The organism is Neobacillus dielmonensis (genome assembly GCF_000612665.1).
Taxonomy (GTDB): domain Bacteria; phylum Bacillota; class Bacilli; order Bacillales; family Cytobacillaceae; genus Neobacillus; species Neobacillus dielmonensis.
The window spans coordinates 102,144-126,883 of sequence record NZ_HG942066.1 but is presented as its reverse complement, the minus strand read 5'-3'; the positions used below and the strand labels follow the sequence as shown (position 1 = coordinate 126,883).

The 24,740-nt window shown below is 40.9% G+C and carries 23 protein-coding genes and 1 riboswitch; of the genes, 8 read left to right on the top strand and 15 right to left on the bottom strand.

Going from position 1 to position 24,740, the window contains the following annotated elements:
- Positions 1 to 5: 5 nt before the first annotated feature.
- From BN2425_RS13115 to BN2425_RS13095, 5 genes are all read left to right on the top strand, one after another.
- On the top strand, positions 6 to 869 hold the full coding sequence (locus BN2425_RS13115) for a TIGR03943 family putative permease subunit (protein WP_042460133.1): 864 nt from the start codon (positions 6 to 8) through the stop codon (positions 867 to 869).
- 147 nt (positions 870 to 1,016) lie between these two features.
- Positions 1,017 to 1,976, top strand: a complete 960-nt coding sequence (locus BN2425_RS13110; protein WP_042460130.1) for an aldo/keto reductase — start codon at positions 1,017 to 1,019, stop codon at positions 1,974 to 1,976.
- 225 nt (positions 1,977 to 2,201) lie between these two features.
- A complete protein-coding gene (locus tag BN2425_RS13105; protein WP_052352864.1) occupies positions 2,202 to 4,193 on the top strand; it encodes an alpha-galactosidase in 1,992 nt (663 codons plus the stop codon).
- A 203-nt stretch (positions 4,194 to 4,396) separates the two neighbouring features.
- A complete protein-coding gene (locus BN2425_RS13100) occupies positions 4,397 to 4,912 on the top strand; it encodes a DoxX family membrane protein (protein WP_042460124.1) in 516 nt (171 codons plus the stop codon).
- 107 nt (positions 4,913 to 5,019) lie between these two features.
- Positions 5,020 to 5,199: a hypothetical protein gene (locus BN2425_RS13095; protein ID WP_042460121.1), complete on the top strand. Its 180-nt coding sequence runs from the start codon at positions 5,020 to 5,022 to the stop codon at positions 5,197 to 5,199.
- 64 nt (positions 5,200 to 5,263) lie between these two features.
- Here the strand turns inward: BN2425_RS13095 and BN2425_RS13090 are convergent, their stop codons facing one another.
- Both BN2425_RS13090 and BN2425_RS13085 read right to left on the bottom strand, forming a co-directional pair.
- Complete coding sequence (locus BN2425_RS13090; RefSeq protein ID WP_042460118.1) at positions 5,264 to 6,508, bottom strand: aminopeptidase; 1,245 nt, start codon at positions 6,506 to 6,508, stop codon at positions 5,264 to 5,266.
- Positions 6,509 to 6,648: 140 nt separating this feature from the next.
- Positions 6,649 to 7,278, bottom strand: coding sequence for a pyridoxamine 5'-phosphate oxidase family protein (locus tag BN2425_RS13085; RefSeq protein WP_042460115.1), 630 nt, complete (start codon positions 7,276 to 7,278; stop codon positions 6,649 to 6,651).
- Positions 7,279 to 7,689: 411 nt separating this feature from the next.
- On the opposite strand from BN2425_RS13085, the gene BN2425_RS13075 reads away from it, so the two are divergent.
- The gene (locus tag BN2425_RS13075; RefSeq protein WP_042460109.1) at positions 7,690 to 8,205 is read left to right on the top strand and encodes a DoxX family membrane protein; all 516 of its coding nucleotides are present in this window, start codon (positions 7,690 to 7,692) and stop codon (positions 8,203 to 8,205) included.
- 52 nt (positions 8,206 to 8,257) lie between these two features.
- On the opposite strand, the gene BN2425_RS13070 is transcribed toward BN2425_RS13075, so the two are convergent.
- The 6 genes from BN2425_RS13070 to BN2425_RS13045 form a co-directional block, all read right to left on the bottom strand.
- A complete protein-coding gene (locus BN2425_RS13070; protein WP_042460106.1) occupies positions 8,258 to 9,478 on the bottom strand; it encodes an MFS transporter in 1,221 nt (406 codons plus the stop codon).
- 91 nt (positions 9,479 to 9,569) lie between these two features.
- Positions 9,570 to 10,811: a GGDEF domain-containing protein gene (locus BN2425_RS13065; RefSeq protein WP_052352863.1), complete on the bottom strand. Its 1,242-nt coding sequence runs from the start codon at positions 10,809 to 10,811 to the stop codon at positions 9,570 to 9,572.
- A 24-nt stretch (positions 10,812 to 10,835) separates the two neighbouring features.
- Positions 10,836 to 11,717: an alpha/beta fold hydrolase gene (locus tag BN2425_RS13060; RefSeq protein ID WP_042460103.1), complete on the bottom strand. Its 882-nt coding sequence runs from the start codon at positions 11,715 to 11,717 to the stop codon at positions 10,836 to 10,838.
- 125 nt (positions 11,718 to 11,842) lie between these two features.
- Entirely contained in the window at positions 11,843 to 12,613 is a 771-nt protein-coding gene (locus BN2425_RS13055; protein ID WP_042460100.1) for a TSUP family transporter, read from the bottom strand.
- Positions 12,614 to 12,818: 205 nt separating this feature from the next.
- Positions 12,819 to 13,895: a copper resistance D family protein gene (locus BN2425_RS13050; RefSeq protein WP_042460097.1), complete on the bottom strand. Its 1,077-nt coding sequence runs from the start codon at positions 13,893 to 13,895 to the stop codon at positions 12,819 to 12,821.
- A 3-nt stretch (positions 13,896 to 13,898) separates the two neighbouring features.
- The gene (locus tag BN2425_RS13045) at positions 13,899 to 14,450 is read right to left on the bottom strand and encodes a copper resistance CopC family protein (RefSeq protein ID WP_042460093.1); all 552 of its coding nucleotides are present in this window, start codon (positions 14,448 to 14,450) and stop codon (positions 13,899 to 13,901) included.
- Positions 14,451 to 14,707: 257 nt separating this feature from the next.
- On the opposite strand from BN2425_RS13045, the gene BN2425_RS13040 reads away from it, so the two are divergent.
- Positions 14,708 to 15,304: a M15 family metallopeptidase gene (locus BN2425_RS13040; protein WP_042460490.1), complete on the top strand. Its 597-nt coding sequence runs from the start codon at positions 14,708 to 14,710 to the stop codon at positions 15,302 to 15,304.
- Between the two features lie 181 nt (positions 15,305 to 15,485).
- Positions 15,486 to 17,255 carry a PhoX family protein gene (locus tag BN2425_RS13035; RefSeq protein ID WP_042460090.1) on the top strand — a complete coding sequence of 590 codons (1,770 nt, stop codon included), beginning with the start codon at positions 15,486 to 15,488 and terminating at the stop codon, positions 17,253 to 17,255.
- 363 nt (positions 17,256 to 17,618) lie between these two features.
- Here the strand turns inward: BN2425_RS13035 and BN2425_RS13025 are convergent, their stop codons facing one another.
- From BN2425_RS13025 to BN2425_RS23545, 7 genes are all read right to left on the bottom strand, one after another.
- Positions 17,619 to 18,845, bottom strand: a complete 1,227-nt coding sequence (locus tag BN2425_RS13025) for an MFS transporter (protein ID WP_042460084.1) — start codon at positions 18,843 to 18,845, stop codon at positions 17,619 to 17,621.
- 310 nt (positions 18,846 to 19,155) lie between these two features.
- Positions 19,156 to 20,016: a manganese catalase family protein gene (locus tag BN2425_RS13020; RefSeq protein WP_042460081.1), complete on the bottom strand. Its 861-nt coding sequence runs from the start codon at positions 20,014 to 20,016 to the stop codon at positions 19,156 to 19,158.
- 142 nt (positions 20,017 to 20,158) lie between these two features.
- A complete protein-coding gene (locus tag BN2425_RS13015) occupies positions 20,159 to 20,899 on the bottom strand; it encodes an amino acid ABC transporter ATP-binding protein (protein WP_042460078.1) in 741 nt (246 codons plus the stop codon).
- 15 nt (positions 20,900 to 20,914) lie between these two features.
- Positions 20,915 to 21,679 (bottom strand): amino acid ABC transporter permease, encoded by a 765-nt coding sequence (locus BN2425_RS13010; protein WP_042460075.1) that lies wholly within the window; start codon positions 21,677 to 21,679, stop codon positions 20,915 to 20,917.
- A 343-nt stretch (positions 21,680 to 22,022) separates the two neighbouring features.
- On the bottom strand, positions 22,023 to 22,865 hold the full coding sequence (locus tag BN2425_RS13005; RefSeq protein WP_042460072.1) for a transporter substrate-binding domain-containing protein: 843 nt from the start codon (positions 22,863 to 22,865) through the stop codon (positions 22,023 to 22,025).
- Between the two features lie 142 nt (positions 22,866 to 23,007).
- Positions 23,008 to 23,190: riboswitch (Lysine riboswitch) on the bottom strand.
- Between the two features lie 239 nt (positions 23,191 to 23,429).
- Positions 23,430 to 23,786 (bottom strand): DUF805 domain-containing protein, encoded by a 357-nt coding sequence (locus BN2425_RS13000; RefSeq protein WP_042460069.1) that lies wholly within the window; start codon positions 23,784 to 23,786, stop codon positions 23,430 to 23,432.
- Between the two features lie 210 nt (positions 23,787 to 23,996).
- The gene (locus BN2425_RS23545) at positions 23,997 to 24,287 is read right to left on the bottom strand and encodes a phospholipase (RefSeq protein ID WP_074433063.1); all 291 of its coding nucleotides are present in this window, start codon (positions 24,285 to 24,287) and stop codon (positions 23,997 to 23,999) included.
- Between the last annotated feature and the right edge of the window lie 453 nt (positions 24,288 to 24,740).

Sequence of the window (24,740 nt, the reverse complement as noted above, 5' to 3'; positions counted from 1 at the left end):
ATGAAATGTACCGTGTCATTGTTCTATTAGCATTTACTTATTTATTTTTTTATTTGCACCTGTCTGGAAGTATCTCGAAATATATCAATATGAAATACTCCTTTCTTTCCTATAGTATGATTTATGCCTTGTTCTTCCTGACCATTGTCGAAGGAATCAGATGGTATATGTCTGATAAAAAAACAGTCAAGGAAGCAAATTGTCACGAATTCGAACACGACCATACACAAGAATCCCGGAAGCCTTCTTTTGGTAAAGTTAAAAGGATTGTATCCTATACGATGGTCATTATTCCCGCTCTTACAGGTGTCCTTTTACCTGTGGCTACCCTTGACTCTAAATTAGTCAATGCCAAAGGCTTTAATTTTCCAACGCTCGAGGATGGTGCTGATAAATACGGAATGCATCAGATATTGAACCCTGATATGAGTCAATTCCTGGGCAAGGATGGATTTCTGGAGCTGGTCAGTAAGGAATTTAAATCCTATAAAGGACAAGACAACATCACCTTAACAGATGAAGATTATTTAAAAGGCTTAGAGGTTATCTACAACTACTCTGGGGAATTTGTCAATAAAACCATGACAATGAAGGGTTTTTCATACAACGGCCCGAGATTGAACAACAATCAAATTTTCTTATTTCGGTTTGGTATCATTCACTGTATTGCTGACTCTGGCGTATTCGGAATGCTCCTCCAATTTCCAGAGGATGTTCATATTCCAAATGACCAGTGGTACCAGGTTACCGGAACCGTAGACACGATGTATTACCAGCCTTTTAAAATGAGAATTCCGATTTTAAAGGTAACCGATTATAAAATAATCAGTCAGCCTAAAGATGCATATGTTTATCGTAATAGCTTTTAAAAAGTGAACCTTCCATTCTCCTCGAATTGGAAGGTTTTATTTTACTCTCACCTTTACATTTTCTAACTTATCAAGCTCCATTCTTGTACTTAATCCTTTTAATGGTAATAATGATAAAGAAATAAACTAACGAAGGTGGGAGTAAAGGTGAAATATGTGAAGTTAAAGAATGATAAAATTCCCTCCATTGCACTTGGAACCTGGTCGTGGGGAACCGGTGCAAATGGCGGCGATACCGTTTTTGGAAACCAGTTAACGGAGGAAGATTTAAAACCTGTTTATGATGCAGCCATGGCCGCAGGATTTAATTTATGGGATACGGCCGCTGTTTATGGAATGGGAGCGTCAGAAACCATCTTAGGTAAATTTATTAAAGAAAGTCATGAGGTCCTGATTTCTACGAAGTTTACTCCGCGCGGTGAGCTGCCAGACCATGCAGTGGAAGACATGCTTAGCCAGAGTTTAACCCGTCTAGGAGTTGACCATGCAGACATTTATTGGATTCACAATCCAAACGATGTGGAAAGATGGACGGCGAAACTCATCCCGCTGATGAAAAGTGGCAAGATCAAGCACGCTGGAGTATCGAATCATAATTTGGAAGAAATAAAATTAGCATCATCCATTCTTGAAAAAGAAGGCCTGCAGCTTTCGGCTGTACAAAACCATTACAGTCTGCTGTACCGTTCATCGGAGGAAGCTGGCATAATTGATTATTGTAATCAACATGGTATTGTTTTCTTTTCCTATATGGTACTCGAACAGGGCGCTTTAACAGGGGCCTATAGTTCCAAAAATCCGTTTAAAGCTGGTACGAGACGAGGAGAGGCATTCAATGCCGATGTTTTAGCCAAACTTGATCAATTAATTGAAGTCATGAATACAATCGGCAGCAAACATGATGCAGATCCAGCTGAGATTGCGATTGCCTGGTCGATTGCAAAAGGAACAGTGCCAATTATCGGTGTAACCAAACCAAAACACATTGAAGGAGCTGTCGCTGCCTCCAATATTGAACTAACAGAAGCAGAAATAAAAGAATTAGAAACAGCAGCAAAGGCAACAGGCGTTGAAATCCGAGGCGGCTGGGAAAAGAGTATGGTTTAATCCCCAACACAAAGTAAATATTTATCAAAATGAGGACTCGTTACCCGCTTTTAGGGAGCAGTCCTCTTTTTTCTTATTAAGAATTTCTGCTGGAACATATTGTTCATTAAAATTAACAGATTTCTATATTAATATAGAATTATTAAACAACAGCACATCCTATTCATGACGATGTGATTCCGTCTGGAGTTGTAAGCGGATTATATCAATTTTGGGGGAAAATCTATGCTAAAAAAAGTCATTACATCTTTGTTATCAATCTCCTTTTTACTTTGTGGTAATCTACCAGATTCGATACTAGAACCAAAAGAAGCAGAGGCTTCCGCCTATAATGATTTGGCAGAGCGCCCTTTTATGGGCTGGAGCAGCTGGAGTTCGATCCGTAAGCACCCGACAGAACAAAAAATCAAAGACGCGGCAGATATCATGGCAGCGAAGTTTAAACAGCACGGATATCAATACGTTAATCTAGACGATTATTATATGTTAGATTGGACCACTACCGTTGATCAATATGGCAGATGGGCGGTAGACCCCAAGAAATTTCCCAACGGCATGAAAGCAGTTGGAGATTATATCCATAGCAAGGGCTTAAGGTTTGGACTTTACGTCACGCTTGGAATTCCTAAAGGAGCGGTGGACCATAACACTCCCATACAAGGAACACCCTACCATGCAAAAGATATCGTCGACTTCAGAAAAGGTCAAAAAGTTAATTTTAATTTTGAAAATATGTATTCCATCGATTATTCAAAGCCCGGGGCGCAGGAGTATATCGATTCATGGGCAAACCTGTTTGCTTCTTACGGAGTCGATTATTTAAAAATTGACGGCGTCCGCAACCAAGATATTGCAGATGTGGAGGCATGGGCAAACGCCCTGAAGAAAACAGGGAGGTCAATCCATGTAGAGCTATCTAACAACTTAGATATCAAACACTCGTCTACCTGGCAGCAATTATCGAATGGCTGGCGGACGGACCATGATGTCGAAAGCTATGGAAAACCTACTCTTACCGATTGGGAACATGTTTATAGAAGATTTTCTGATGCCGCCCAGTGGCAGCCCCATGCAGGTCCTGGCGGATGGAATGACTTTGACTCACTAAATGTCGCAAATGGAAGTAAAGATGGGCTGACAAACGAAGAAAAACGTTCCTATGTATCCCTTTGGGCCATAGCTGCTTCCCATTTTGTGATTGGAAACGACCTGACAAAACTGGACGACTTCGGAATCGCCCTGTTGACCAATGACGAAATACTGGCTGCGAACCAAAGCGGCAAGGCCGGGAAACGTTTATCCAATAAATTCGGCATCCAGGTATTTTATCAAACGTTACCAGATGGTTCATATAACATCGGTCTATTCAATACCGACAAAACAGTAAAAGAGGTGAGTGTGAACTGGTCAGATATAGGGATTGATGGCACGGCTAAGGTTCGTGACATGTGGAGCCATCAAGATTTAGGGACCAAATATACAAACTTTACGGCGAGTCTCCCCGCCCATGGCTCCCGGATGCTCCATGTGATTCCGGCTTCTTCGATTACGGTGGAGCCAAAAAGTGGTGCGACCGGTGTAAATCCCTCCCATGTCGAACTGAAATGGAATTCAGCATCCGATGCAGGCGGTTATCATCTCTTGGTTGCTAGAGACCCTGATTTTAAAAATATCATCATAGATCATACCGTTCCTTCCGAGGCAACGAATATTGAAAGCCTTGAACCGGATTCCCGCTATTATTGGAAGGTTTCCGCCATTACTGGTAAAACGGAATCACCAATAGGAACCTATTCTTTTTATACCAAAATGACGACCACTCCAGAGGTGCCCGACTGGATATTAGCTGACAGGAATAACGAGGATTCTGTTACCATCACATGGAATCCCTCCTTTGGCACAGATTTCTATACCATTTACCGCAAAAAGGTAAATATATTTGGAGTTAGCAGCGATTATAAACCAATCGCTACGAATGTTAACGAACCATACTTTATCGATAAAACAGCTCCACTGGAAAACGGCAGCCGATATGTCTATCGAGTCTCCGCCCATAACGCCATTGGCAAGAGCTTAATGTCTCAAGACGGAAATGTTGACAGACCATCCCCTGTTCAAACCTTGCTGCCCTATCTTGTATTGCTTTTGACTTTAATCGTCTTAGTCAGCATCTATTTTATTAATAAACGAAAAAATAAAATATCAAAATCAGTCTGATTTCGGGCGTCACAATGTTTATGTTGTGGCGCTTTTTAGGAGATGTCCTCCATAATTTCCGTTTCTACCCCGATGTTCAAAAGTTTGACATAACATTTCGAACAAACTTTGAACATATCACTATTGCCATGTTTTTTACCGTCAAATTTTATATATTAATGGTGTAAAGAAAAACAAAAGAAAAGTTAAGGGGTGCAAGGCTTATGTTTAACAAATTTTTAAGAGAAAACAAATACGCTGCTATCATTCTTACGGCTTTACGTTTATATCTTGGTTATTCTTGGTTCACAGCTGGACTTGGTAAATTAACAGGAGGATTCGATGCTTCCGGCTTCTTGAAAGGGGCAATTGCCAACCCAGTAAAAGGGCCTGAAGGCGATGTAGTATTTGGCTGGTATGTCAGCTTCTTAAAAGGGATTGCGTTGCCAAATGTCCATGTGTTTAACACGATTGTTCCTTGGGGCGAAACATTAATTGGTTTAGGATTGCTGCTAGGCTGCTTAACAACAGCTGCCATGTTCTTCGGATTATTCATGAACTTCGCGTTCTTCTTAGCAGGAACGGTATCTCACAACCCTAGAGACATTTTCTTAGGCTTCATTATCTTAACTGCAGGCTACAATGCAGGAAGAATTGGTTTAGACCGTTGGGTGGTACCATTCATCAGAAAATTTGCAGGCAAAAATGCAGCACAAGAGAAATCTAAAGCAACTGCTTAAAGACAGCATTTCGAAGACGGTTCGAAGTTTCGAATCGTCTTTTTGTTTTGGTACTCTGAATAATTGCACCTTTACGCTCCATATTAGTTAGTAACGAGGTGATTTTCATGGGGTTTTTCAATCGTAATTCAACTGCCAAAGCAAAAAATAAATGCCCAGTTTGCCGCGGAAAAGGATATCATGCTTTTTCTGGAAGTGACTTTTTCACTGCTGAGCATCAACTTTGTACCAGCTGCAATAACAGTAATAGCAGCAGTTTATTTACAAAGTGGGAAGATAACGATTAGTTATAGTAGCAAAAGGGGGCGGTTCTTCAGCTTTTGAAGCAGAAGAACCGTCCCCTTGTCTCATTTATATTGCCCAATCCCCATTGCGAAAGACTGGAATTATGGTGCCGTCTTGTTTGATACCGTCAATATTCATTTGGGCTGAACCAATCATGAAGTCGACGTGGACTGTAGATGTATTCATGCCATTTTTAAGTAATTCTTCTTCGCTCATTTTGGTGCCACCTTGAATGGTAGTAGGGTAAGCTGCACCAATTGCTAAGTGGTTGGAGGCATTTTCATCAAACAGCGTATTTAGGAAGATGACGCCAGATTGTGAAATTGGCGATGGATCTGGGACTAGTGCTACTTCCCCTAAACCAGTTCCTCCTTCGTTGTCAAAAACAAGTTTTTTGATGGTTTCGTCTCCTTTTTCAGCAGAGATGTCAACTATCTTTCCATCTTCAAAATGCACTTCAATGCCTTCAATTAATGTACCTGCATAGCTGAGCGGTTTGGTGCTGCGGACCACGCCATCCATGCGGCGGGTATCAGGAGCAGTATAAACTTCCTCTGTCGGCATGTTGGCGACAAACTCTTCCCCTTTTGGATTCTTGCTTTCCGCGCTCATCCAAATATGATTCTTTGGCAAGCCCAAGGTTAAATCCGTTCCAGGTGCTGTGTAATGCAGGGCATCAAATTGAACTTCATTTAGTTTTGCTGCTTTTTCATTTAATGTTGCTTTGTGTTGATCCCATGCGGCAACTGGATCTTCTTCGTAAACGCGGCAGGTTTTGAAAATTTGATCCCATAGGGCATCGACTTGTTCTTCTGTAGTAGCCAAATCTGGGAATACCTTTGCAGCCCAGCCGGCTCCTGCTGCAGCAGCGACGGTCCATTTCAAATCATCATTTTGTGTCGCAACACGCTGCGCCTTGAATGCTTTCCCGGCCACATTTTGATAAGCCGCAATTTTGGCAGGATCAACTTCATTCAGCAGGCCTGGGTCACTAGATAGAATTGATAAACGGCTTACGCGGTGATTTAAGACATGGTCTTCTGATTCTTGGATTTCGTATTCTGGAATGTCTGTCAGCACTTCTACAGACTGGTTTATGTAATTTAGTTTGGTGATTTCGTCGTCAGACCATTTCACGATTACTTTTTCAGCACCCAATGCATAGGCTTCTTTCGTAATTAAGCGGGCGAGTGGTGCTTGGTCAACCGTAATGGTCATTTTTACCCAATCACCTGCTTGAACATTGATTCCTTTTGCTACTAATAGGCGAGCATATTTTTGTAAGTTTTCATTAAAATTAGGGAGTACCATATTTTACCTCCAATAGTTTATTCAACATTATACTAGCATAGTTAATCGAAAATTTCTGCTAGTGGGAACTATTTGATTGTATACCTTTCAATTCAGGAAAACAATTTTTCATGCTTCTTACCCACATTGGGACTGGGACATTAATAAAGGCGTTTTGAATAACTCTCCTCTAGGCCTTTTTGAATCGATTCGACACTGCTCCCAGGCAGTTTGGCGTGATCGAATAGAATCTTGGAAGGTGAAGGAAGTTCCCCTTTATCTGCCCAGGTCTGCGGTTCCCAAAGCCCTGACCGTCTAAAAGCTTTTGCACAATGAATAAAACACTCCTCCACTTCCACGCCAATCGCAAGCTGAGGCTTTTTCCCTTTAACAGCCATATTTTCAAGCAATTTCTCTTCTTTCACTATTACAGCCTTTCCATTTACTCGCAAAGTCTCCCCTAAACCTGGGATAAAAAAGAGCAGACCGACCCGCGGGTTTGACAAGATATTCCTCATTGTATCGATTCTCTTGTTCCCTGGCCGGTCCGGAATGATTAATTGTTTCTCATTCAATACTTGGACAAAACCCACGTGATCCCCTCTTGGCGAAACATCGCAATTTCCAAATTCATCAGATGTAGAAAGAACCAAAAATGGCGATTTGGAAATAAAATCTGTGCAATGATGATCTAAATGGTCAATTACCTTGTTTTTTACTAATTCACTAGAATATCCAACAATGGACCGTAATTCCTCTTCCGTACTAACTGTATCCATATTCTGCACCATTTGCTTGCTCCTATCAATTTATAAATTTCAGCCTCTATCTATTCCATATAAAGGGGGAATTTTCCTTCTAGGGGGCCTGTCCCCCGGCGCTTTAACGCGCTATTGCGACGCCTTGGCAGACAATCTTGGGCAATTTGTTGATATCTTTTTGAATTTTGTAGATATCCGGGAAAATTTGTAGATACCTCGATCAAATTTGTAGATATCCCTAGATTGCCCAATGAAATGGCACCTTTAAAGCCGCTTTCCCCCAATTAAGCGCACCCAGACTCCTTCTTGTTCAACAGTTTGCCATAACATTTCGAACAAACTTTGAACTTATCACTATTGCCATGTTTTTTATAGTTAAATCTTATATATTAATAGTGTAAAGAAAAAGAAAAACAAAAGAAATTAAGGGGTGCAAAACTTATGTTTAATAAATTTTTAAGAGAAAACAAATACGCTGCTATCATCCTTACGATTTTACGTTTATATCTTGGTTATTCTTGGTTCACAGCTGGACTTGGCAAATTAACTGGCGGTTTCGATGCTTCTGGCTTCTTAAAAGGAGCCATCGCTAATCCTGTAAAAGGGCCTGAAGGCGATGTAGTATTTGGCTGGTATGTCAGCTTCTTAAAAGGGGTTGCGTTGCCAAACGTCCACGTATTCAACACGATCGTCCCTTGGGGCGAAACATTAATTGGTCTAGGATTACTGCTAGGCTGCTTAACAACAGCTGCCATGTTCTTCGGATTATTCATGAACTTCGCGTTCTTCTTAGCAGGAACCGTCTCTCACAACCCTAGAGACATTTTCTTAGGCTTCATCATCTTAACAGCAGGCTACAATGCAGGAAGAATTGGTTTAGACCGCTGGGTCATTCCATTCATCAGTAAATTCACCAACAAGAATGCTGGTGCAAAGAAACCAAAGGTAACTGCATAACCATAAATTAAAAGACGATTCGGGCATCCGAATCGTCTTATTTTATCGAAAACTAGGTTTCTGATAATGATTTAATTTTTCTAATTGAGGGAAATAGGTACATCCATAGTCCAGCAATAATAACGGTCCCAATTCCTCCGATAAACGCAGCAGGCACCGGACCGAGAAAACCGGCTAATGTTCCGGATTCAAACTCACCAAGCTGGTTGGAGGTCCCGATAAATAGTGAATTGACCGCATTCACACGTCCCCTCATCTCATCAGGTGTCTGCAGCTGTACCAGCGATGAGCGAATGACTACACTAATGACATCCGAACCCCCAATGAGCAGCAGTGCAAACAACGAAACAATCAAATTCGTAGATACGGCAAAAAGCATGGTAGCCACACCAAAAACGGCTAGAGCCCCAAACAATTTAAGCCCAACTGCTTTTTGAAGTGGGAAATAAGCCAAAAAGATCGAGACAATTAAGGCCCCTACGGCTGGTGCCGTCCGCATTAACCCCAAGCCCCACGGACCGACCTGCAAAATATCCTGTGCAAAGATTGGTAACAAGGCTGTCGCCCCGCCCAATAAGACAGCAAATAAGTCAAGCGAAATGGTACCTAAGATTACCGGATGTTTATAAACGTATTCCAGTCCCATAAGCATCGACCGTAAATTAATCGGCTCCGCTTTTCGTACAGGCGGCTGCTCAATCCGTATGAGGTAAGTAAGTAATGACGAGGCAAACAATGCAACAGCTGCTGTACTGTAAACGAAGTTAGGACCAAAGGAAAACAAAACCCCACCTAGTGTTGGCCCAAGGATTTGAGCGGTCTGACCTGCCATCGTACTTAATGATATGGCCTGTGCCAGAATGGATTTTGACACAAGCTGCGGCAATAAAGCGGAGGAAGTTGGGCCCTCGAATGCCCGACATGCACCGATAATTGCCGCAGCCAATAAGATTTTTTCGCGGTCAATCCAGCCCGCAAAATTTCCATATAACAATAGTCCAGCCACAGCACCTTCTATTAGCTGGCACAAAAACACAATTCTCCGGCGGTCAAAATGGTCGGCTGCCTGGCCGACAACCAATGTCAGCATTACCATCGGAATAAACTGAGCGAGACCAACTAATCCAAGACTAAATGCATCATGAGTTATATCATACATCTGCCAGCCGATTGCAACGGACAGCATTTGAAATGAAGTTGACGTTAAAATCCGTCCCATCCAATATTTTGCAAAGGAAGGTTGCTTAAGTAGTGAATTTCCTGTTTGAACCAAGGTGCGACACACGTCCTTTAAGAAAAATGAAAATAAGTTGAATCTTTGTTGGGGATAGCTTAAACGATCTTGCCGTAAAACTTTTCAAATCCTAACAGTTCTGTGAAGCCAAGCCCTCACTAATTCCTTCCACGCGATTTCTACCCTTGGACTTGGATTTATAGAGGGCACGGTCCGCCATTTCTACTAACTCCTGAATTTCATCCTCGTTGCTTACCTCACCTGAGGCATAGCCAATACTCGCAGTGACCCTGTTTGCAACCGGAGAAAATTCGTGGGGAATCCCCATTTCCAAAATGGTTGCTCTGATTTTTTCAGCTAGTCGATAGACATCCTCATTAGCCGTGTCGAATACGGCTATGACAAACTCTTCACCGCCATAGCGGGCAGTAATGCCTGCTGATGATGCCATGCAGTTTTGAATTGCTTGTGCCACCAACTCAATAATTTTATCACCTTCAAGATGACCATAGTGATCATTGAACAATTTAAATGCATCAATATCCAGCATCATAATGGTGAGAGTTTGTTGCGATTGATGAGTGGTCAGCCATTCTTGAATGTATTGCTGGAAACCTCTTCGGTTTGGAACTTTGGTCAACTCATCCAATACAGCCATTTTCTTTAATTGTATGTTTACGTCTGCGAGTTCCCTATTTATTCTTTCGATTTCTGCATTCTTAGCTGCAAGATTCTCATTCGTCTCAGTTAAGAGCCATTCATTTAAAAAATTGGTGCTATTACTAATATACAACATCCTAGAAGCGAGCCAGCAAAAAAATATAAAGACGGACAGATTGACATAATGCCCCAGTAAAATGGCTTCTGAATGTTGAAAAACAGGTAAACCAATAAGTAAAACCAGGATGGATGGAATATATATCATAAGGATTGTCCGGTTAGAAGCGTGAAAAAGAATGGAAACACACATAAAATTGACAACAAAAGCCATGACATGTCCATAACTCTTTTGATCCACCAATGTTACAGCAGCGCCCCATACCAAAAAGAAATTGACAAAACTCAGTATACCAATGTTAAACCACCTGTATTGCCGCTCCGTATACGACGACTTTTTTTCAAACCAGTGGATATAGATAAGCATTAAGATGCTCATACCTAACAAAAGGAAATATAAGATTAAATATGTATTGATGAGAAGTTTGCCATGATCGGATGACAAATTCATCATAATAAGGATGATTTCAAATAAAATAACGATACTAGCAAAAAGCTTGCATCGTTTTAGGTTCTCAGTAAATATATGTTTTTTTAAAAGAAGTTGCTTATCACGGGAAACCTGTGGTATTGAAAATGCTAATCTCCATTTCATTTTTTGCAGCCTCAATTTCCTCTATCATTGAAGTAAAAACGACATAACAGCCTCGTTCACTTTTTCATATTGTTCGATCGTCAGGCCATGACCAGCCTTCGGAATCATCTTTGTTGTTACATTAGGTAACAGTCGTTCTGCTTTTTTTAGCATTTTTTCCGGATTATAAATGACCTCATCTTCGCCAACGAGAAGCAATGTCTCAGTCGAAAGATTTTGAAGTTCTTGTTCCGGGAAAACAATGGGCTTCACTTGTTGGCAAGGCACACAGTTCGTACCGGAAACGGTAAATTGGCGGAAAACTTTCTCCGCCTTTTCATCCGGTTGAAAGCTCGGACTGACAAACCAATGAATTTCTTTCTGAATTCTTGATTCTGATGGAAACAAAATGGCAGGAAACACTTTGAGAAAAAACTTAGGAGTTATTTTACTGATTCCCGAAGCGGGAGCAAATAAAATAAGCTTTCTCACCTTCTCTGGTGCAAAAATGGCGTAATTCATCGACAGCCAACCACCCATTGAGTGCCCAGCAAACAGAGCAGAAGTTATCTTTAGCCCGTAAAGAACATCGTTAAGCCAATCAACTGTATCTTGACGGGTTTTCATTATTTTTGTGACTTTTCCTTTTCCCACATCTCCAATTGTATCTAATGCAAAAACCCGATACTTCATGCAAAGGGATTCAATATTCGGGTACCACATTGTAGCACTAAACGTCATTCCATGAAGAAGAATCAGTGGTTCTGCATCCATAGGTCCGGCTGCCACTATATGTGTATCCCCAAAACAGGTTGGAATCATAAGCTCTTCGTATGGCACCGGCCAAAGCTTTAGTGTCTCATCATAGGCCTCGATAAACGATTGTTTATTTCCCTTTTTTCTAAAGATTGTCAAGTTTTTTGACATAAAAAGCACCGCCTTGATATTTAGAAAACACAATCACAACAAATACAGACTTTTCCATATCTGCATTATAACATAGGCAAAAAGAAGTAGTGCTTTAGATTGATAGAAAATTATCAAGAGAATTTTTAATGCTGTAAATAATCATAGGCATTTTTGGCCAGCAATAAAAAGGTGACAAGGATAAATAAGGCGCGAACGTAGCTGCTTCCGCGTTTAATAGCAAATCGTGAGCCGCAAATGGCACCAGCTAATTGGGCGATACCCATAGGGATCCCATAGGCATAATTGACCTGACCCAGAACGATGAACATCAACATTGCTGCAATATTACTTCCAAAGTTTAAGAACTTCGCATTTCCAGCTGCTTTTAAAAAGTCTGAACCAATCATTAAAAATGCAAAGATGAGAAACGAACCAGTCCCAGGACCAATAAATCCGTCGTAAAAACCTATAGCAAAAATTAAGACCACAAAAATAAGATAACGACGGAATGATAATTCGCGTTTAGTTGCAATAGTGCCCAAGTCCTTCTTGAAAATCGTATAAATAGCAACCACTGCCAGCATCACAAGCATAAGCGGCTTTAGTAATTCCGGATTCATCAAGTGGACTGTCCAGGCACCAATCATCGAACCAATAAAGGTCAGTGGAAATAATTTATAGATAGATTTAAAGTCGATCTTCCCAGACCGATAAAACATGACTGTACTTGTTAAAGAACCAACTGTCCCGGCCAATTTATTCGTTGCCACTGCTGCTGCCGGGGGCAAACCCGTAAATAATAATGCTGGCAGTGCAATCAAGCCGCCGCCGCCTACAACGGAATCAATAAATGCTGCTAAGAAACCAAAAACGAGCAAGATAATCAATAATGATGGATCCAAGTCGAAAAACATACGATCAGCCTTTCTAAAGTCATTAAATAATAACTAGGTGTATTTTATAGGAATGCAGCCTTTCTCAGTTTATCATTTTATCAAGATTTCGAATATCACAAGAATTACCAATACCCTGAGCTGCAAAAAAATCAAGACAAAAGACGATTCAACCCGTGAATCGTCTCTTCAAAAAGGACTGGTTTAGGAAACCACTCTTATTGCTTTAAATTGTCAGTGAAAACATGAAACCCAAATATAATACAACGATAAAACAAACTCCGAATAATACGCTTAATCTTGGTTTTACTTTTTTAAAGCTAACCAAAATCATCATCATAAAAACAATGGCTATCAGGATCATCATGCCCGATTGAAGCGCAGGAGTTAAGTGTATTCCCACGGTTGTATTGATATTTTTGCCCAGCAGCCATTGTACCCAATTTGATGCACCCTCAAAATTCACCGTAAATTCAACGTCATGCGGCGGAGATAATGTACCTAACACTCCTGTAAAATAAAACACAATAGCTAGAATGATGGTTTCTCCTCTAATCCATGGTTTTGGATTAAATTCAGGATGATTAAAGGATTTTCTGCTAAGCACCCCATTCATAAAGGCAAAAAGAAGAACAGGGATGATGCTAATATGTTTTAAGAGGAGCATTTGGCCGTATGGAAGAACCCATGCTTTTACATAATCCTTTGGTTCCATTACAAATAACATTAAGTTGATTCCGGTAAAGATACTCAGGACCACCAATAAAAATGCCAGTGGAGTGAACCATTTTAAAAACTGTGGCCACCCTGATAAATCTTTTGAAAACCAAGCCGCATGAATCAGTATGCCCACCCACAAAGTCACCAATAAAAAATGAAAGCTATGAAACAAAAATCCTGACCAGAAGGAAATGGATGCTGCATGACTGGCATAACCAACCCCTAAAATCATTAATAAGAGAAGCAAGGACTTTGCATACTTGGAGCTATTTAACACGATAGCCATCCACAAAAAAACGGACATAAACGCGATAAAAATCCATGCCCGTCCTACTTCAAAATTTAAGATGACGGATTGAAAAGCAGAAGTGAAACCAACCACATGATTAAAATAGGCAATCGTTGGAACAATGGGAACAAACTTAAACAGAATGATTCCCAGTGTTGAAAGTAATAAAATTGGTTTTGCAACTTCTATTTTTGGCTTATGTGTTTCAGGCACAAATTGTAAGGCTATATGGCCTGCCAAGATTGAAAATAGCAAGTAATTCGCCAACTCGGCAATTGGGATGAAATAGTTCATTTCTTACCGTTTCCTTTTAAATAACATAAATAGCCCTATTATCACAATCACTACCACCATAATACTAATAATGGAAGATAGAGAAGATGATGATTCCTTGGTGTCAGCATTTGTTTGCTCTTGCTTGGTATCTTGTTTATTCGTCTCTGTTTTTTCAGGCTCCTGTTTTTGGGAGTCAGATGGTTCATTCGTTTGTGTCTCAGCCTTCTCTGGCTTTTGTACCGTAAATGGAATTTCACCTGTTACTGGATGACCATCTTCACCCGCAATATTCCATGTAATAACATATGCTCCATTTTCAAGCGGTGCCGATAGGGCAGCCGTTAATTGTTTACCATTTGGAACACTTTCCAACGGAATCTGCTGCCCATCTTTTGAAAGGGTCAAGGTACTTAATGATTCTATTTCCCCTTCAAAGGTAAGGGAGATCTCCTTCAGGTCCTCCGTTATGACTTGTCCTGATGCAGGATTGGATGACTCTAATCCTGTGTGTGCACTCGCAATGGACGGAACCAATACCAACAAACAAATAAAAAAGAAAAAAATTTTTTTCATTTTATACGCTCCTTACTATGTCACAATACTTAAACACCATTTTGAACGAAGTTCTATTTATTATCAACTTTTTTATGTTATTAAACTAATATGAATGATGAGTATTAAACTGAAAAACTTTTTGCCTAATGATACAATGAGAACGGTTCGTTGGATTGTGTTTTTCCAACAATTGCACTCCCAAAATAGGAAACTATTCTCCTATGTTTTTCGTCTTAGAGGGTGAGAATTTTTTTAAAATAAAGGATTTGAAAAATATGAAACTAAAAAAGAAGGTAAGAAGATCCATTAAGACATTTTCCATTCTATCGATTACACTCATAATCTTAGTACTCATTATACATTGGAAGGACCAAGAACCCCTTCCAGAGACACAGGCAAAGGAATCAGTGACGATGCCTACAGGGCTTAATCCAATTGTGAAAGAGCGAAGCGAACAGTTAATTCAGCAAGCGGCCAAAAAAGGAATCGTAGTTGTTATAACGGATGGATTCCGAAGTGCGGACGATCAGGACAAGCTATATAAACAAGGCCGAACCACAGAAGGAAGTATTGTAACCCATGCTAAAGGTGGCGAGTCTTATCATAATTACGGGCTTGCCATCGACTTTGCTCTAGAGACCCCTTCTGGAGAAGTCGTGTGGGACATGGATTATGACAGAAACCAAAATGCAAAATCGGATTGGACAGAAGTTGTCCAAATAGCAAAAAAGTTAGGATTTGATTGGGGTGGCGACTGGGCAAAATTTAAGGACTATCCCCACTTGGAAATGAACTTTGGTTTAACGATTGCAGATTTGCAAACTGGGGAAAGACCGCCTTCCTCGACAGTAACAGCGGATACGAATAAATAATTCAATATAAAAAAACCCGTTAAAGCTCCTAATTTTTAACGGGTTTTTTATTTGCAAATAACCATACTTTTTTCCTAGAAATATTTAAACTTTCTTAACACTTTTTGAATACTCTATTAACAATCGAATTTTATGCTTAAGGAGGTGTTAAATCTATTAAACTTTTAGGAGGAAGTACATAATGAAAACAAGCAAATTCATGGTTCCACTGCTAAGCGCAGCCATTCTATTTCCATCAGCCGTAAATGTATATGCTGACCCTTACAAACCTGTTTCCGTAAAATCGGTAGAATTTATAGGTATGGATGCTCCTAGTACGGATGCCGAAAAATCTTCTATGTATAGTGAGGCATCAGCACTTGTCACACTTAACGACGGAACTCAGAAAACGGTACCTCTTCAATATCATGATTTAGCACAGCCTGGTGAAGTTATTAACGGAAAAGTTGTCGGTGCCGCTTATGATGTGAATGGCAACATCATAAGAGACAAAAACGGAAGCCCAATCGTTTCGACAGCACCTGACGCCAACACGCTTCTTAGCGTAAATGGAAAAAGTGGTAAACTATTTTTGATTAACCACTTTGAAAGCATGCCTAATAATGAAATTGGGAATATGCCAAAAGCGCTGTACCTCAATACAGTGGAACAAGACAAAAAAACAGGTGAACTGAAAATTACTGATCTCAATCCTATTGATTTTTCAGCTGATGGCGGTGTTTGGACACCTTGTGCCGGAGTCTTATCTCCTTGGAATACCCATTTAGGCAGTGAGGAATATGAGCCGGATGCCCGTGCCCATGAAGCAAATCCTGAAAAGTCCGCTGTTACTCAGTTTGCCCGTAATTATTATCAAAATGATGCTGTTGTCGGCAATCCCTACCTTTATGGGCATACAACCGAAGTGAAGGTTCACCCTAATGGTGAAGCATCAGCTGTTAAGCACTACAGCATGGGACGTTTATCTTTTGAAAACGTAACGGTAGCACCTGATAACCGGACCGTTTATTTTGGTGATGACGGCGGCTATACCATGTCGTTCATGTATGTGGCAGACAAAGAAAAAGATCTATCAGCTGGTACCTTATATGCAGCAAAATGGAACCAAACAAGTGACCAAAACGGCGGTTCAGCTACTATTGAGTGGATTAAGTTAGGTCATGCCACCGATAAAGAAGTAAAAGAAATGGCTCAGAATGTAACTTTCAGCGATATTTTTGAAACAACTACAGATGCTGCTTATGGCCAAGCAAATGGATTTAAAGAAATAAAGACCAATTCCAATGGCGGCAAGACAACTGAATGGCTGAAAGTGAAACCTGGTATGGAAAAAGCGGCTGCGTTCCTCGAATCCCGCCGCTATGGAGCGATTCTTGGGGCCACTTCTGAGTTTAATAAGATGGAAACTCTCACATTCAACAAAGCCGACAATAAAATATATATGGCCATGTCCTATGTTGAAAAAGGCATGACCGCAAATCCGATGGATCCTGCAGATGATATCCACTTGCCGAAGCTGAGCGCCGGGGCCGTGTATGAAATGAGTCTAGCAGATGGACAAAAAGATCGTGATGGACAAACAATCGAAAGTGATTATGTTGTCACCAAGATGGCCGCTTTGGTAACAGGTGAAGACCTGGCTGCGGCTGATGCAGAAGGTAACAAAGCCAACCTTGAAAAGATCGCTAACCCTGACAATCTTGCTTTTTCTGAAAAATATAGGACGTTATTCATCGCAGAAGACAGTGACATGCATACGAATAACTATGGCTGGGCCTATAATGTCGAGACCAAGAAACTTTCCCGTATTATTTCTGCACCGGATGGCGGAGAAGTGACCGGAATTCAAGCCGTCGATGAGTTAAATGGCCATTCCTACTTAATGGTCGGGTCACAAAACCCTGGGAACATTGGTTATATTGACTTATCTTCACTTAGTACAAATAAATAAGTTTCAACTGTTGACCGCTGGGCCTCCCGGCGGTTTTTTTACATAAGATCCTGATTTGGATTTTTTTACACTCGGCATCAGTAAATTTGGCTGTTGATTACTGTTCCTGTCGCTCATAATCCTAGTACATCATTTTTTTCCTTCAGCATCACGTTTCACTTTCATTTTTGTCACAGTAAGGTAACCTTGTTCGTTCAGTAGATTGTGGGTCTCATCTGACATCATGTTACCTGGTTTTAAATTCAATATAAAGGTTCTGTAAAATGTTCTAGAAGCAAAATATGCTTTATGTGATAGCCCACAAATAAAAAAACCGTCCCCTAAAATCATCTTAGTGGGCGGTTTTCTATCAACCTTTATCATTTAGTTCGATTCAACTGCATTCATGATTTTGATTGTACGGTTTTGCTGTCCTTTTTTAAGGCTAAGCATGACCACAAAGGATAAGCAGTATAGAACGGCTAAGTAAATCATCGCCGTGGTCATGTTATAATGCTGCAGGATATATCCCACTAGGATTGGCGATAAACCGCCAAGCGCTCTACCGAAATTAAAGATGGTGTTCGTGGCGGTACTTCTAATTTGAACCGGATAAAAACTGCTAATCAGTGCGCCATAGCCCGCAAACATTCCGTTTGAAAAAAAACCGACAACCGCACCGCCAATTAAAACTCCGGCACTTCCTGTTGCATAAGAGTACAGGAAGACAGCACATGCAGAGGCTAACAGGAAGATTCCATAGGCACGCTTGGCTCCAAGCCTGTCCATGAATTGCCCAAAGGTTAACATCCCAATCATCATCCCAACAGCCGTACTAATGGTCCAAATTGCTGAACTGGAGACCGATAACCCCTGTGATTGCTGCAGCATGGAAGGCAGCCAAATCATTAACCCGTTGTACCCCGCAATCTGAACAGTGGCCATGATGGCCAGTCCCACTGTGGTCATGGCGGTTTGCGGGGTTTCAAACAACTGGGCCAGCTTCATTTTGTCTTTTTTGCTACCATCTTGTTTATTCTTTCCCAACCTTACCCATTCAGGGGATTCCTTTAGGTTCTTACGTACAATGAAGGCGAAAATCACGGGAACGATTCCGACAAAGAACAAGGCTCTCCAGCCAAATGCCGGTAAAATCATCGCACTTAAAAGCGCTGCAAGAATCACACCATATTGGGCACCGACGCTAACGTATGATGACGCTCTTCCTTGTTTATTCTTTGGCCAAGCTTCGGCAACTAAAGTCATGCCAATGCCATACTCTCCACCAGCTCCAAGTCCGGCAATGAATCTAAATACATACACTTGGTCAATATTGTTGGCTATTCCCGTTAGGGCAGTTCCCAGCGCAAACAACAGTACAGTATAGGTAAAGACCCGTACCCGGCCAAACTTATCGGCCAAAATTCCGAATAAGACGCCCCCGGCTAGCATTCCAAGATTGGTGATGGAAGAAATAAGTCCGCCTGTCGCCAAATCAATATGAAACTCAGAAATAATCATCGACATAGCAAAAGAAATAAACATGATGTCCATTCCTTCTAGCGTTAAACCTGCTACTGAAGCCACAACTGTTTTTTTACGATAATCCATTTGTTCCATCCTCCAATATCTTTTGCCTTAATGTTTTCGAGGAATGGAAAAAATTCTTCCATTCTCTTTTCAAGCCTCACTGGACTTGCTTTAAAAGAGGCACAAGTAAGTTTTTTTAAAAATAAAAGCCCTTTTGACACAGAGAGTGCAAAAGGGCTTGGATATACTGATAGAATTAAATATATACAATCAGCGCCTTTTCGGCCTCTCTGGACCGCTTTAAAGGTAGTATTTTGTCGCTATAATGCTAGCATAATAGACATCCATTTTCAATGTTTTTTTACTTGCCACAAAACATTATTTATTCAGTTTAATACATACTTGGAGGAATCCCACCTGCCTGACCTTTAATCACAGAAGGCGGCGTGTCATGAATATAAGGCGGTGCTGGTTTTAATTTTGGCTTTGGAGCAAGGGGAACAGGGTTTTCTACATATTGGAACGTTCCTTCTCCATCCATACTTGGTCCGTTAGCCCAACGTCCCGTCGCACTCTCGTTGCCTGCAGAGAAGTTAAACAGCACATGAGAAACCTCCCGTTTTTCCAAATCTCGTGGGAATGTGCTCGGCACGACAATATTCTCTTGCGCCTCAAGCTCCTGGATGGCAGCAATCCATTGGTTCTGGTGCATGGTATCCCTGGCAATTAACCATGACAGCATATCCTTCACACCGCGGTCAGTAGACATCTCATAAACTCTGACAGCTTGCAGCCGGCTGTGCGATTCAGCGTGCAGATTTGACCGCATATCTGCTAATAAGTTGCCGCTGGCCGCTATATATTCTGCCCTCCAACGATTGCCGACACTATCTGATGGCATAGCACCCAGCCCCGAAACAATGGCATGTTGCGGATTCATGCCTCCGAGGATCGCTCCGATAATCGGATTTTCAGCTGCAGCCATTTGATCACCAACTGGAGCACCATCCAATAAGCGGGCAATCATGGTTGCCAACATCTCAATATGGGCGAGTTCTTCCGTTCCAGTATCCATTAATAAATCCTTGTATTTTCCATTTCCACGGACATTAAATCCCTGAAATAAATACTGCATCATGACCGTAATTTCCCCGGCTTGGCCGCCCAATAATTCCTGAAGATATTTCGCCATTAACGGATCCGGTCTTTCCGGCTTGGCTTGGTATTGCAATTCCTTCACATGATAAAACACTAGCCTACCTCCTCTTTTACTATCTAGGACTACAGCTATAGTATTTTATTCTAAGGTGATAGGTGAGTGTCCAATAAGCCCATATGCAGCACAGGGACGGTTCTTCTGCTTCGAAGCAGAAAGAAACCGTCCCCGTGTTTCATCATATGGAATTTCGTGTTCTTTGTAGAAATTCTTTGGTTCGTTCTTCTTTTGGATGGTTGAAGATTTGGTCTGGGGTTCCTTCCTCGGCGATGACGCCTTTGTCCATGAAAACGACGCGGTCTGATACTTCCTTAGCGAAGCCCATTTCGTGAGTAACGACCAGCATGGTCAGACCCGATTCTGCCAGTTCTTTCATAACTTTGAGGACTTCCCCTACCATCTCAGGGTCAAGAGCGGATGTCGGCTCGTCAAACAATAACACATCCGGTTCCATTGCTAACGCTCTGGCAATGGCAACCCGCTGCTTTTGCCCGCCCGATAATTGTTTAGGTTTGGCATTAATATACTTATCCATGCCAACCACTTTCAGGTACTTCATGGCCACTTTTTCAGCGTCTTCCCTGGACCGTTTTAACACCTTGATTTGGCCGACTACACAATTGTTTAAAACATTGTGGTTATTAAACAGGTTGAATTGCTGGAACACCATGCCTAGCTTGGTCCGATAAGCTGTAATATCATGTTTTTTATCGAGAATATTTTCATTATGATAAATAATTTGTCCGCCCGTTGGTTTTTCTAACAAATTAATACAACGAAGGAGCGTGGATTTACCCGATCCAGAAGAACCAATAATACAGACCACTTCGCCTTTCTTAACGGAAAAATCAATATCCTTTAACACTTGATGTGAACCGAAAGCTTTACTTAGATGTTGAATATCAATTACTGCATCCATATGTCAGGCCTCCCTCTACCTATTTTTTTCCTTGATAACTGGTGTTTCCACCTGCATTTGATTGCCCATCATAATCATATCGTAGTTATCTGGGCCATCCAATTTCCGCTCAACATAACGTAGAATCCTTGTAACCGTAAAGGTCATGATTAAATAGAGGACACTGGCAACAAAGAACGATTCAAAATAGCGGAAGTTATTTCCGGCAATCGATTTGGTTTGGAAAAATAACTCTGAAACAGAGATAACATTCAATACAGAAGTATCTTTAATATTAATGACAAATTCATTACCTGTTGCCGGTAAGATATTACGAATCGCTTGTGGCAGCACGACATTAATCATGGTTTGGAAGTGATTCATCCCAATTGCATGGGCAGCTTCGAATTGCCCCTTATCAATTGATACAATCCCGCCTCGGACAATTTCTGACATATAAGCACCTGTATTGATGGATACGATAAAAATTGCTGCAACGACACGGTCCATATCAAAGCCAAATGCCAGTGCTGAACCATAATAAATGACCATGGCCTGGACAATCATTGGTGTTCCACGGAAAAATTCAATATAAATAGATAAAATAGCATTAACCAGTTTTAACAGGCCCCTTTTGACCCCTTCTTCCGGAACCGGGATGGTACGGATCACGCCTATCAGCATACCAATGATGGAGCCAATCACTGTACCGATTAACGAGATTAACAGTGTCATTCCTGCCCCGCGAAGGAACATCGGCCAGTTTTCTTTTATGATTATCATTAACCAATCCAACGTCATAAGTTCTCCTCCTCATTTTTAATTAGTTACGTTACTGTTTTATATATAGAGTTGTGTTATTTCGAAATCCATAGGAGTATTTTTTATATAGGTGTTAAATTTGCCACTTATCGTTACCCACGTTCCCATTTATCTATTCTGAGATAGTGAGCTCGATTACCAACTCATCCAAACCAAATTCCTCTTGTTCGGTCGGTAATCACTATTCCGCCCCTAACACTTTCAGACAAAACAGTTCGGTCCCCATCGAGCTAATATTGTCCAAGTCATGCTCGGGAGGTTGTGTCAATCCACAGATGATAAAAACCGACTGCATTTGATGCAGCCGGTCTAACTCGGCATGTTATTTTGCTGCAGGCTGATTTTTAATGGCTTCGTCCATGATGCTGGTGCGCTCATCTTCAGAAATACCCGATAAAACTTCGTTTATTTTCTTGGTTAGCTCACTGTCTTTTTGCACACCAACTGCTATGGCTGTATCATCGTCTGAAGTCTTAAAGCCATCTTTAAACTCGACCATGGCAAAGTTTTCGTTAGCACTAGAAGCACTTACTGCTTCCGGACGCTCTGAAACATATCCGTCAATGACACCAGACTCTAAGGCAACCCTCATTGCTGGGAAGTTGTCCATGGCCGGCTGCTTGTTGACACCTTTAATCTGATCAATCACGGAATAGTGGAATGTATTTAATTGAGCGGTAACCTTGGCACCTTTGAAATCTTGAATAGCAGTGGCATTCTCATATTTGCCGCCTTTTTTAACCACCATGACTAAATCTGATTTATAGTAGTTGTCTGAAAAATCAATGGTCTTTTTACGTTCGGCTGTTGGTGACATACCAGCGATGATCGCATCAACTTTCCCTGAAGTTAACGCTGGTACGAGTCCATCCCATTCGGTTTTCACAATCACTAATTTTTTGCCCAAACCATCAGCGATTTTCTTGGCGATTTCCACATCATAACCGCCGGCATATTCGGAAGCACCTTGAATTTTAACACCGCCATTTGAATCATTGTTTTGTGTCCAGTTAAATGGAGCATAACCTGCTTCCATCCCTACTTTAAACGTGTTATCATCTTTTGCTGAGGCTGTCTTGGATTCAGAAGAATCATTGGATCCACAAGCCGCTAACATAACAACCGAAACAAGCATAACAATAAAAATGGATAAAGTTCTTTTCATTTTTTTCCTCTCCCCCTGTTTTTTTTTGGCTATCTATGTAGGATTTAAGTAATCTAGCTTTTGAAAAAATAAAAACGACCTGAGATGAACTCAGGTCGCTATAAATAATCATAAGCCGTCCTTAAATTCCCCTCTTTTTCTCAATCGAGATAGCACTCCTCAATAAACCGGGAAGTTTATTGAGACAGTCCTGCAGTTATTCACTGCAGACCCAGCAAGTAGTATTTGAGTATATTACAAGCTTCGGCGATATTTCCTTCTCCCTAGCCTCATTGCTTCTCAGGCTCCACTAAGGACTGTTAAACACCGCGCCTCTACCCCGCTGTAAAAAGCGAGGCCTTATTAAATTATAGTATATTTATATAATAATATTTTTGAAAAGTCAACTTATTATTTGTTATTTCATATTATCCAAAATTAGAGAATGATTAGAAATCAACCTGATTTGTTAATAAAAATGGTCAGGCGATTAAAAAGGACCGTCGATAGTGGCTTTTGGAGACATTCAAATGAAAAAAGGTGCTCCCATAATCGGAACACCTCTCTAACAAAAAGATACCTAATCTAGAACTTAACAGTATGTTTTGGATTAGGACCATATTTATTATCATTTGGTTCACTGTCCAGACAAAAGAATACCAATAAAACAATACTTCCCACAAACGGTATCAAACTAATCAGTAACCACCAGCCGCTTTTTCCTGAATCATGTAATCTGCGGATGCCTACCCCAATAGAAGGTAATAGCACTGCTAAAGTATAAAGTGCGGAAAGAAATTGCGGAAGATCAAATACCCCCTCAATAATCCCGATGACGACTGCAAAAAGAAGATTAAACAGAGTAAACATCCAGTACTCTTTACGGCGGGCTCTTCCTGAAAATCCCGTGTAATTTTTGACTACTTTCAAATACCATTCCAACCTAAATCCCCCCAAAAATTGGTACTTCAACCCCGATACTCACATTCTATTTTTTTCTGTGTTTCGGAATTGTTCCATACCCTTATTAATTTCTACAAGATTCATCTAATTCCTGCAATATTCGTCATTAAACTCGAAAATACCTCTATTACTTGACGCTCAGGATCAGATGGTCTTCATACCATATTTATGGCAAATCCATTCTACTTATCACCTTAATTTTGAGGGAGGGCAAGTAAATGGGGTTTTAAGCTTCATAAACTGATACATTAATAGGGCCTGTCTTCCTTTTTGAGTGTTGGGATTTATTTTGGACCGGAGGCAATTCATAAATTTCTTATCACACTCACACGGTGAGTATCCCTGGCTAAGGCAGCGATCATGCTGATAGCAGCAAGCGTCTACATCATTAATGGGCCGCCCAGGACCGCTGCATCCAGGACCACACCATTTGTAGCCGGGGAATACACAAAGGGAAAATGGGCTCCTTCTACGATTCATTATATCCACCTCCCGGAATTTTCCTACCATATACATACATATGCATGAAAGGAAAAATCGGTTTGGACGGGAAACCGAATTTTGATGTTCGAATATCAATTAAAAGTAAGGAACTTAAAAAAGTTATTATTGAACATTTCCAAGATCTATTCCCTTTCTTAATTGAATCTGGTGGAGGAACCAGTCTATTTTTCAACAGAAGGGACTACAAATATCCTCTTGGGCTTCTTTGGAAAATAAGAAAACCATGGATGTCATGCAGAAGAGTAATCGAAAGCTCACCTTTCTTTCGGAATGCATGTAAGATATTTCTTCAATAGTCAATGGCTCGTATGCTCTCGGAATGATCAAGAGCATCCGGCCACACTTCGAAAGAATTTCTCATTGTATTCTCTCTTAGATTTTTCTAAGGTATAAACCATCATCACTGTAGGACAATGAATATATTCCTCA

Coding starts and splice junctions, on each gene's coding strand:
- BN2425_RS13115 (WP_042460133.1), top strand. CDS start 6: ATGTACCGTGTCATTGTTCTATTAGCATTTACTTATTTATTTTTTTAT.
- BN2425_RS13105 (WP_052352864.1), top strand. CDS start 2,202: ATGCTAAAAAAAGTCATTACATCTTTGTTATCAATCTCCTTTTTACTT.
- BN2425_RS13100 (WP_042460124.1), top strand. CDS start 4,397: ATGTTTAACAAATTTTTAAGAGAAAACAAATACGCTGCTATCATTCTT.
- BN2425_RS13095 (WP_042460121.1), top strand. CDS start 5,020: ATGGGGTTTTTCAATCGTAATTCAACTGCCAAAGCAAAAAATAAATGC.
- BN2425_RS13090 (WP_042460118.1), bottom strand. CDS start 6,508: ATGGTACTCCCTAATTTTAATGAAAACTTACAAAAATATGCTCGCCTA.
- BN2425_RS13085 (WP_042460115.1), bottom strand. CDS start 7,278: ATGGTGCAGAATATGGATACAGTTAGTACGGAAGAGGAATTACGGTCC.
- BN2425_RS13075 (WP_042460109.1), top strand. CDS start 7,690: ATGTTTAATAAATTTTTAAGAGAAAACAAATACGCTGCTATCATCCTT.
- BN2425_RS13065 (WP_052352863.1), bottom strand. CDS start 10,811: ATGAAATGGAGATTAGCATTTTCAATACCACAGGTTTCCCGTGATAAG.
- BN2425_RS13060 (WP_042460103.1), bottom strand. CDS start 11,717: ATGTCAAAAAACTTGACAATCTTTAGAAAAAAGGGAAATAAACAATCG.
- BN2425_RS13055 (WP_042460100.1), bottom strand. CDS start 12,613: ATGTTTTTCGACTTGGATCCATCATTATTGATTATCTTGCTCGTTTTT.
- BN2425_RS13050 (WP_042460097.1), bottom strand. CDS start 13,895: ATGAACTATTTCATCCCAATTGCCGAGTTGGCGAATTACTTGCTATTT.
- BN2425_RS13045 (WP_042460093.1), bottom strand. CDS start 14,450: ATGAAAAAAATTTTTTTCTTTTTTATTTGTTTGTTGGTATTGGTTCCG.
- BN2425_RS13040 (WP_042460490.1), top strand. CDS start 14,708: ATGAAACTAAAAAAGAAGGTAAGAAGATCCATTAAGACATTTTCCATT.
- BN2425_RS13035 (WP_042460090.1), top strand. CDS start 15,486: ATGAAAACAAGCAAATTCATGGTTCCACTGCTAAGCGCAGCCATTCTA.
- BN2425_RS13025 (WP_042460084.1), bottom strand. CDS start 18,845: ATGGATTATCGTAAAAAAACAGTTGTGGCTTCAGTAGCAGGTTTAACG.
- BN2425_RS13015 (WP_042460078.1), bottom strand. CDS start 20,899: ATGGATGCAGTAATTGATATTCAACATCTAAGTAAAGCTTTCGGTTCA.
- BN2425_RS13010 (WP_042460075.1), bottom strand. CDS start 21,679: ATGACGTTGGATTGGTTAATGATAATCATAAAAGAAAACTGGCCGATG.
- BN2425_RS13005 (WP_042460072.1), bottom strand. CDS start 22,865: ATGAAAAGAACTTTATCCATTTTTATTGTTATGCTTGTTTCGGTTGTT.
- BN2425_RS23545 (WP_074433063.1), bottom strand. CDS start 24,287: ATGAATCGTAGAAGGAGCCCATTTTCCCTTTGTGTATTCCCCGGCTAC.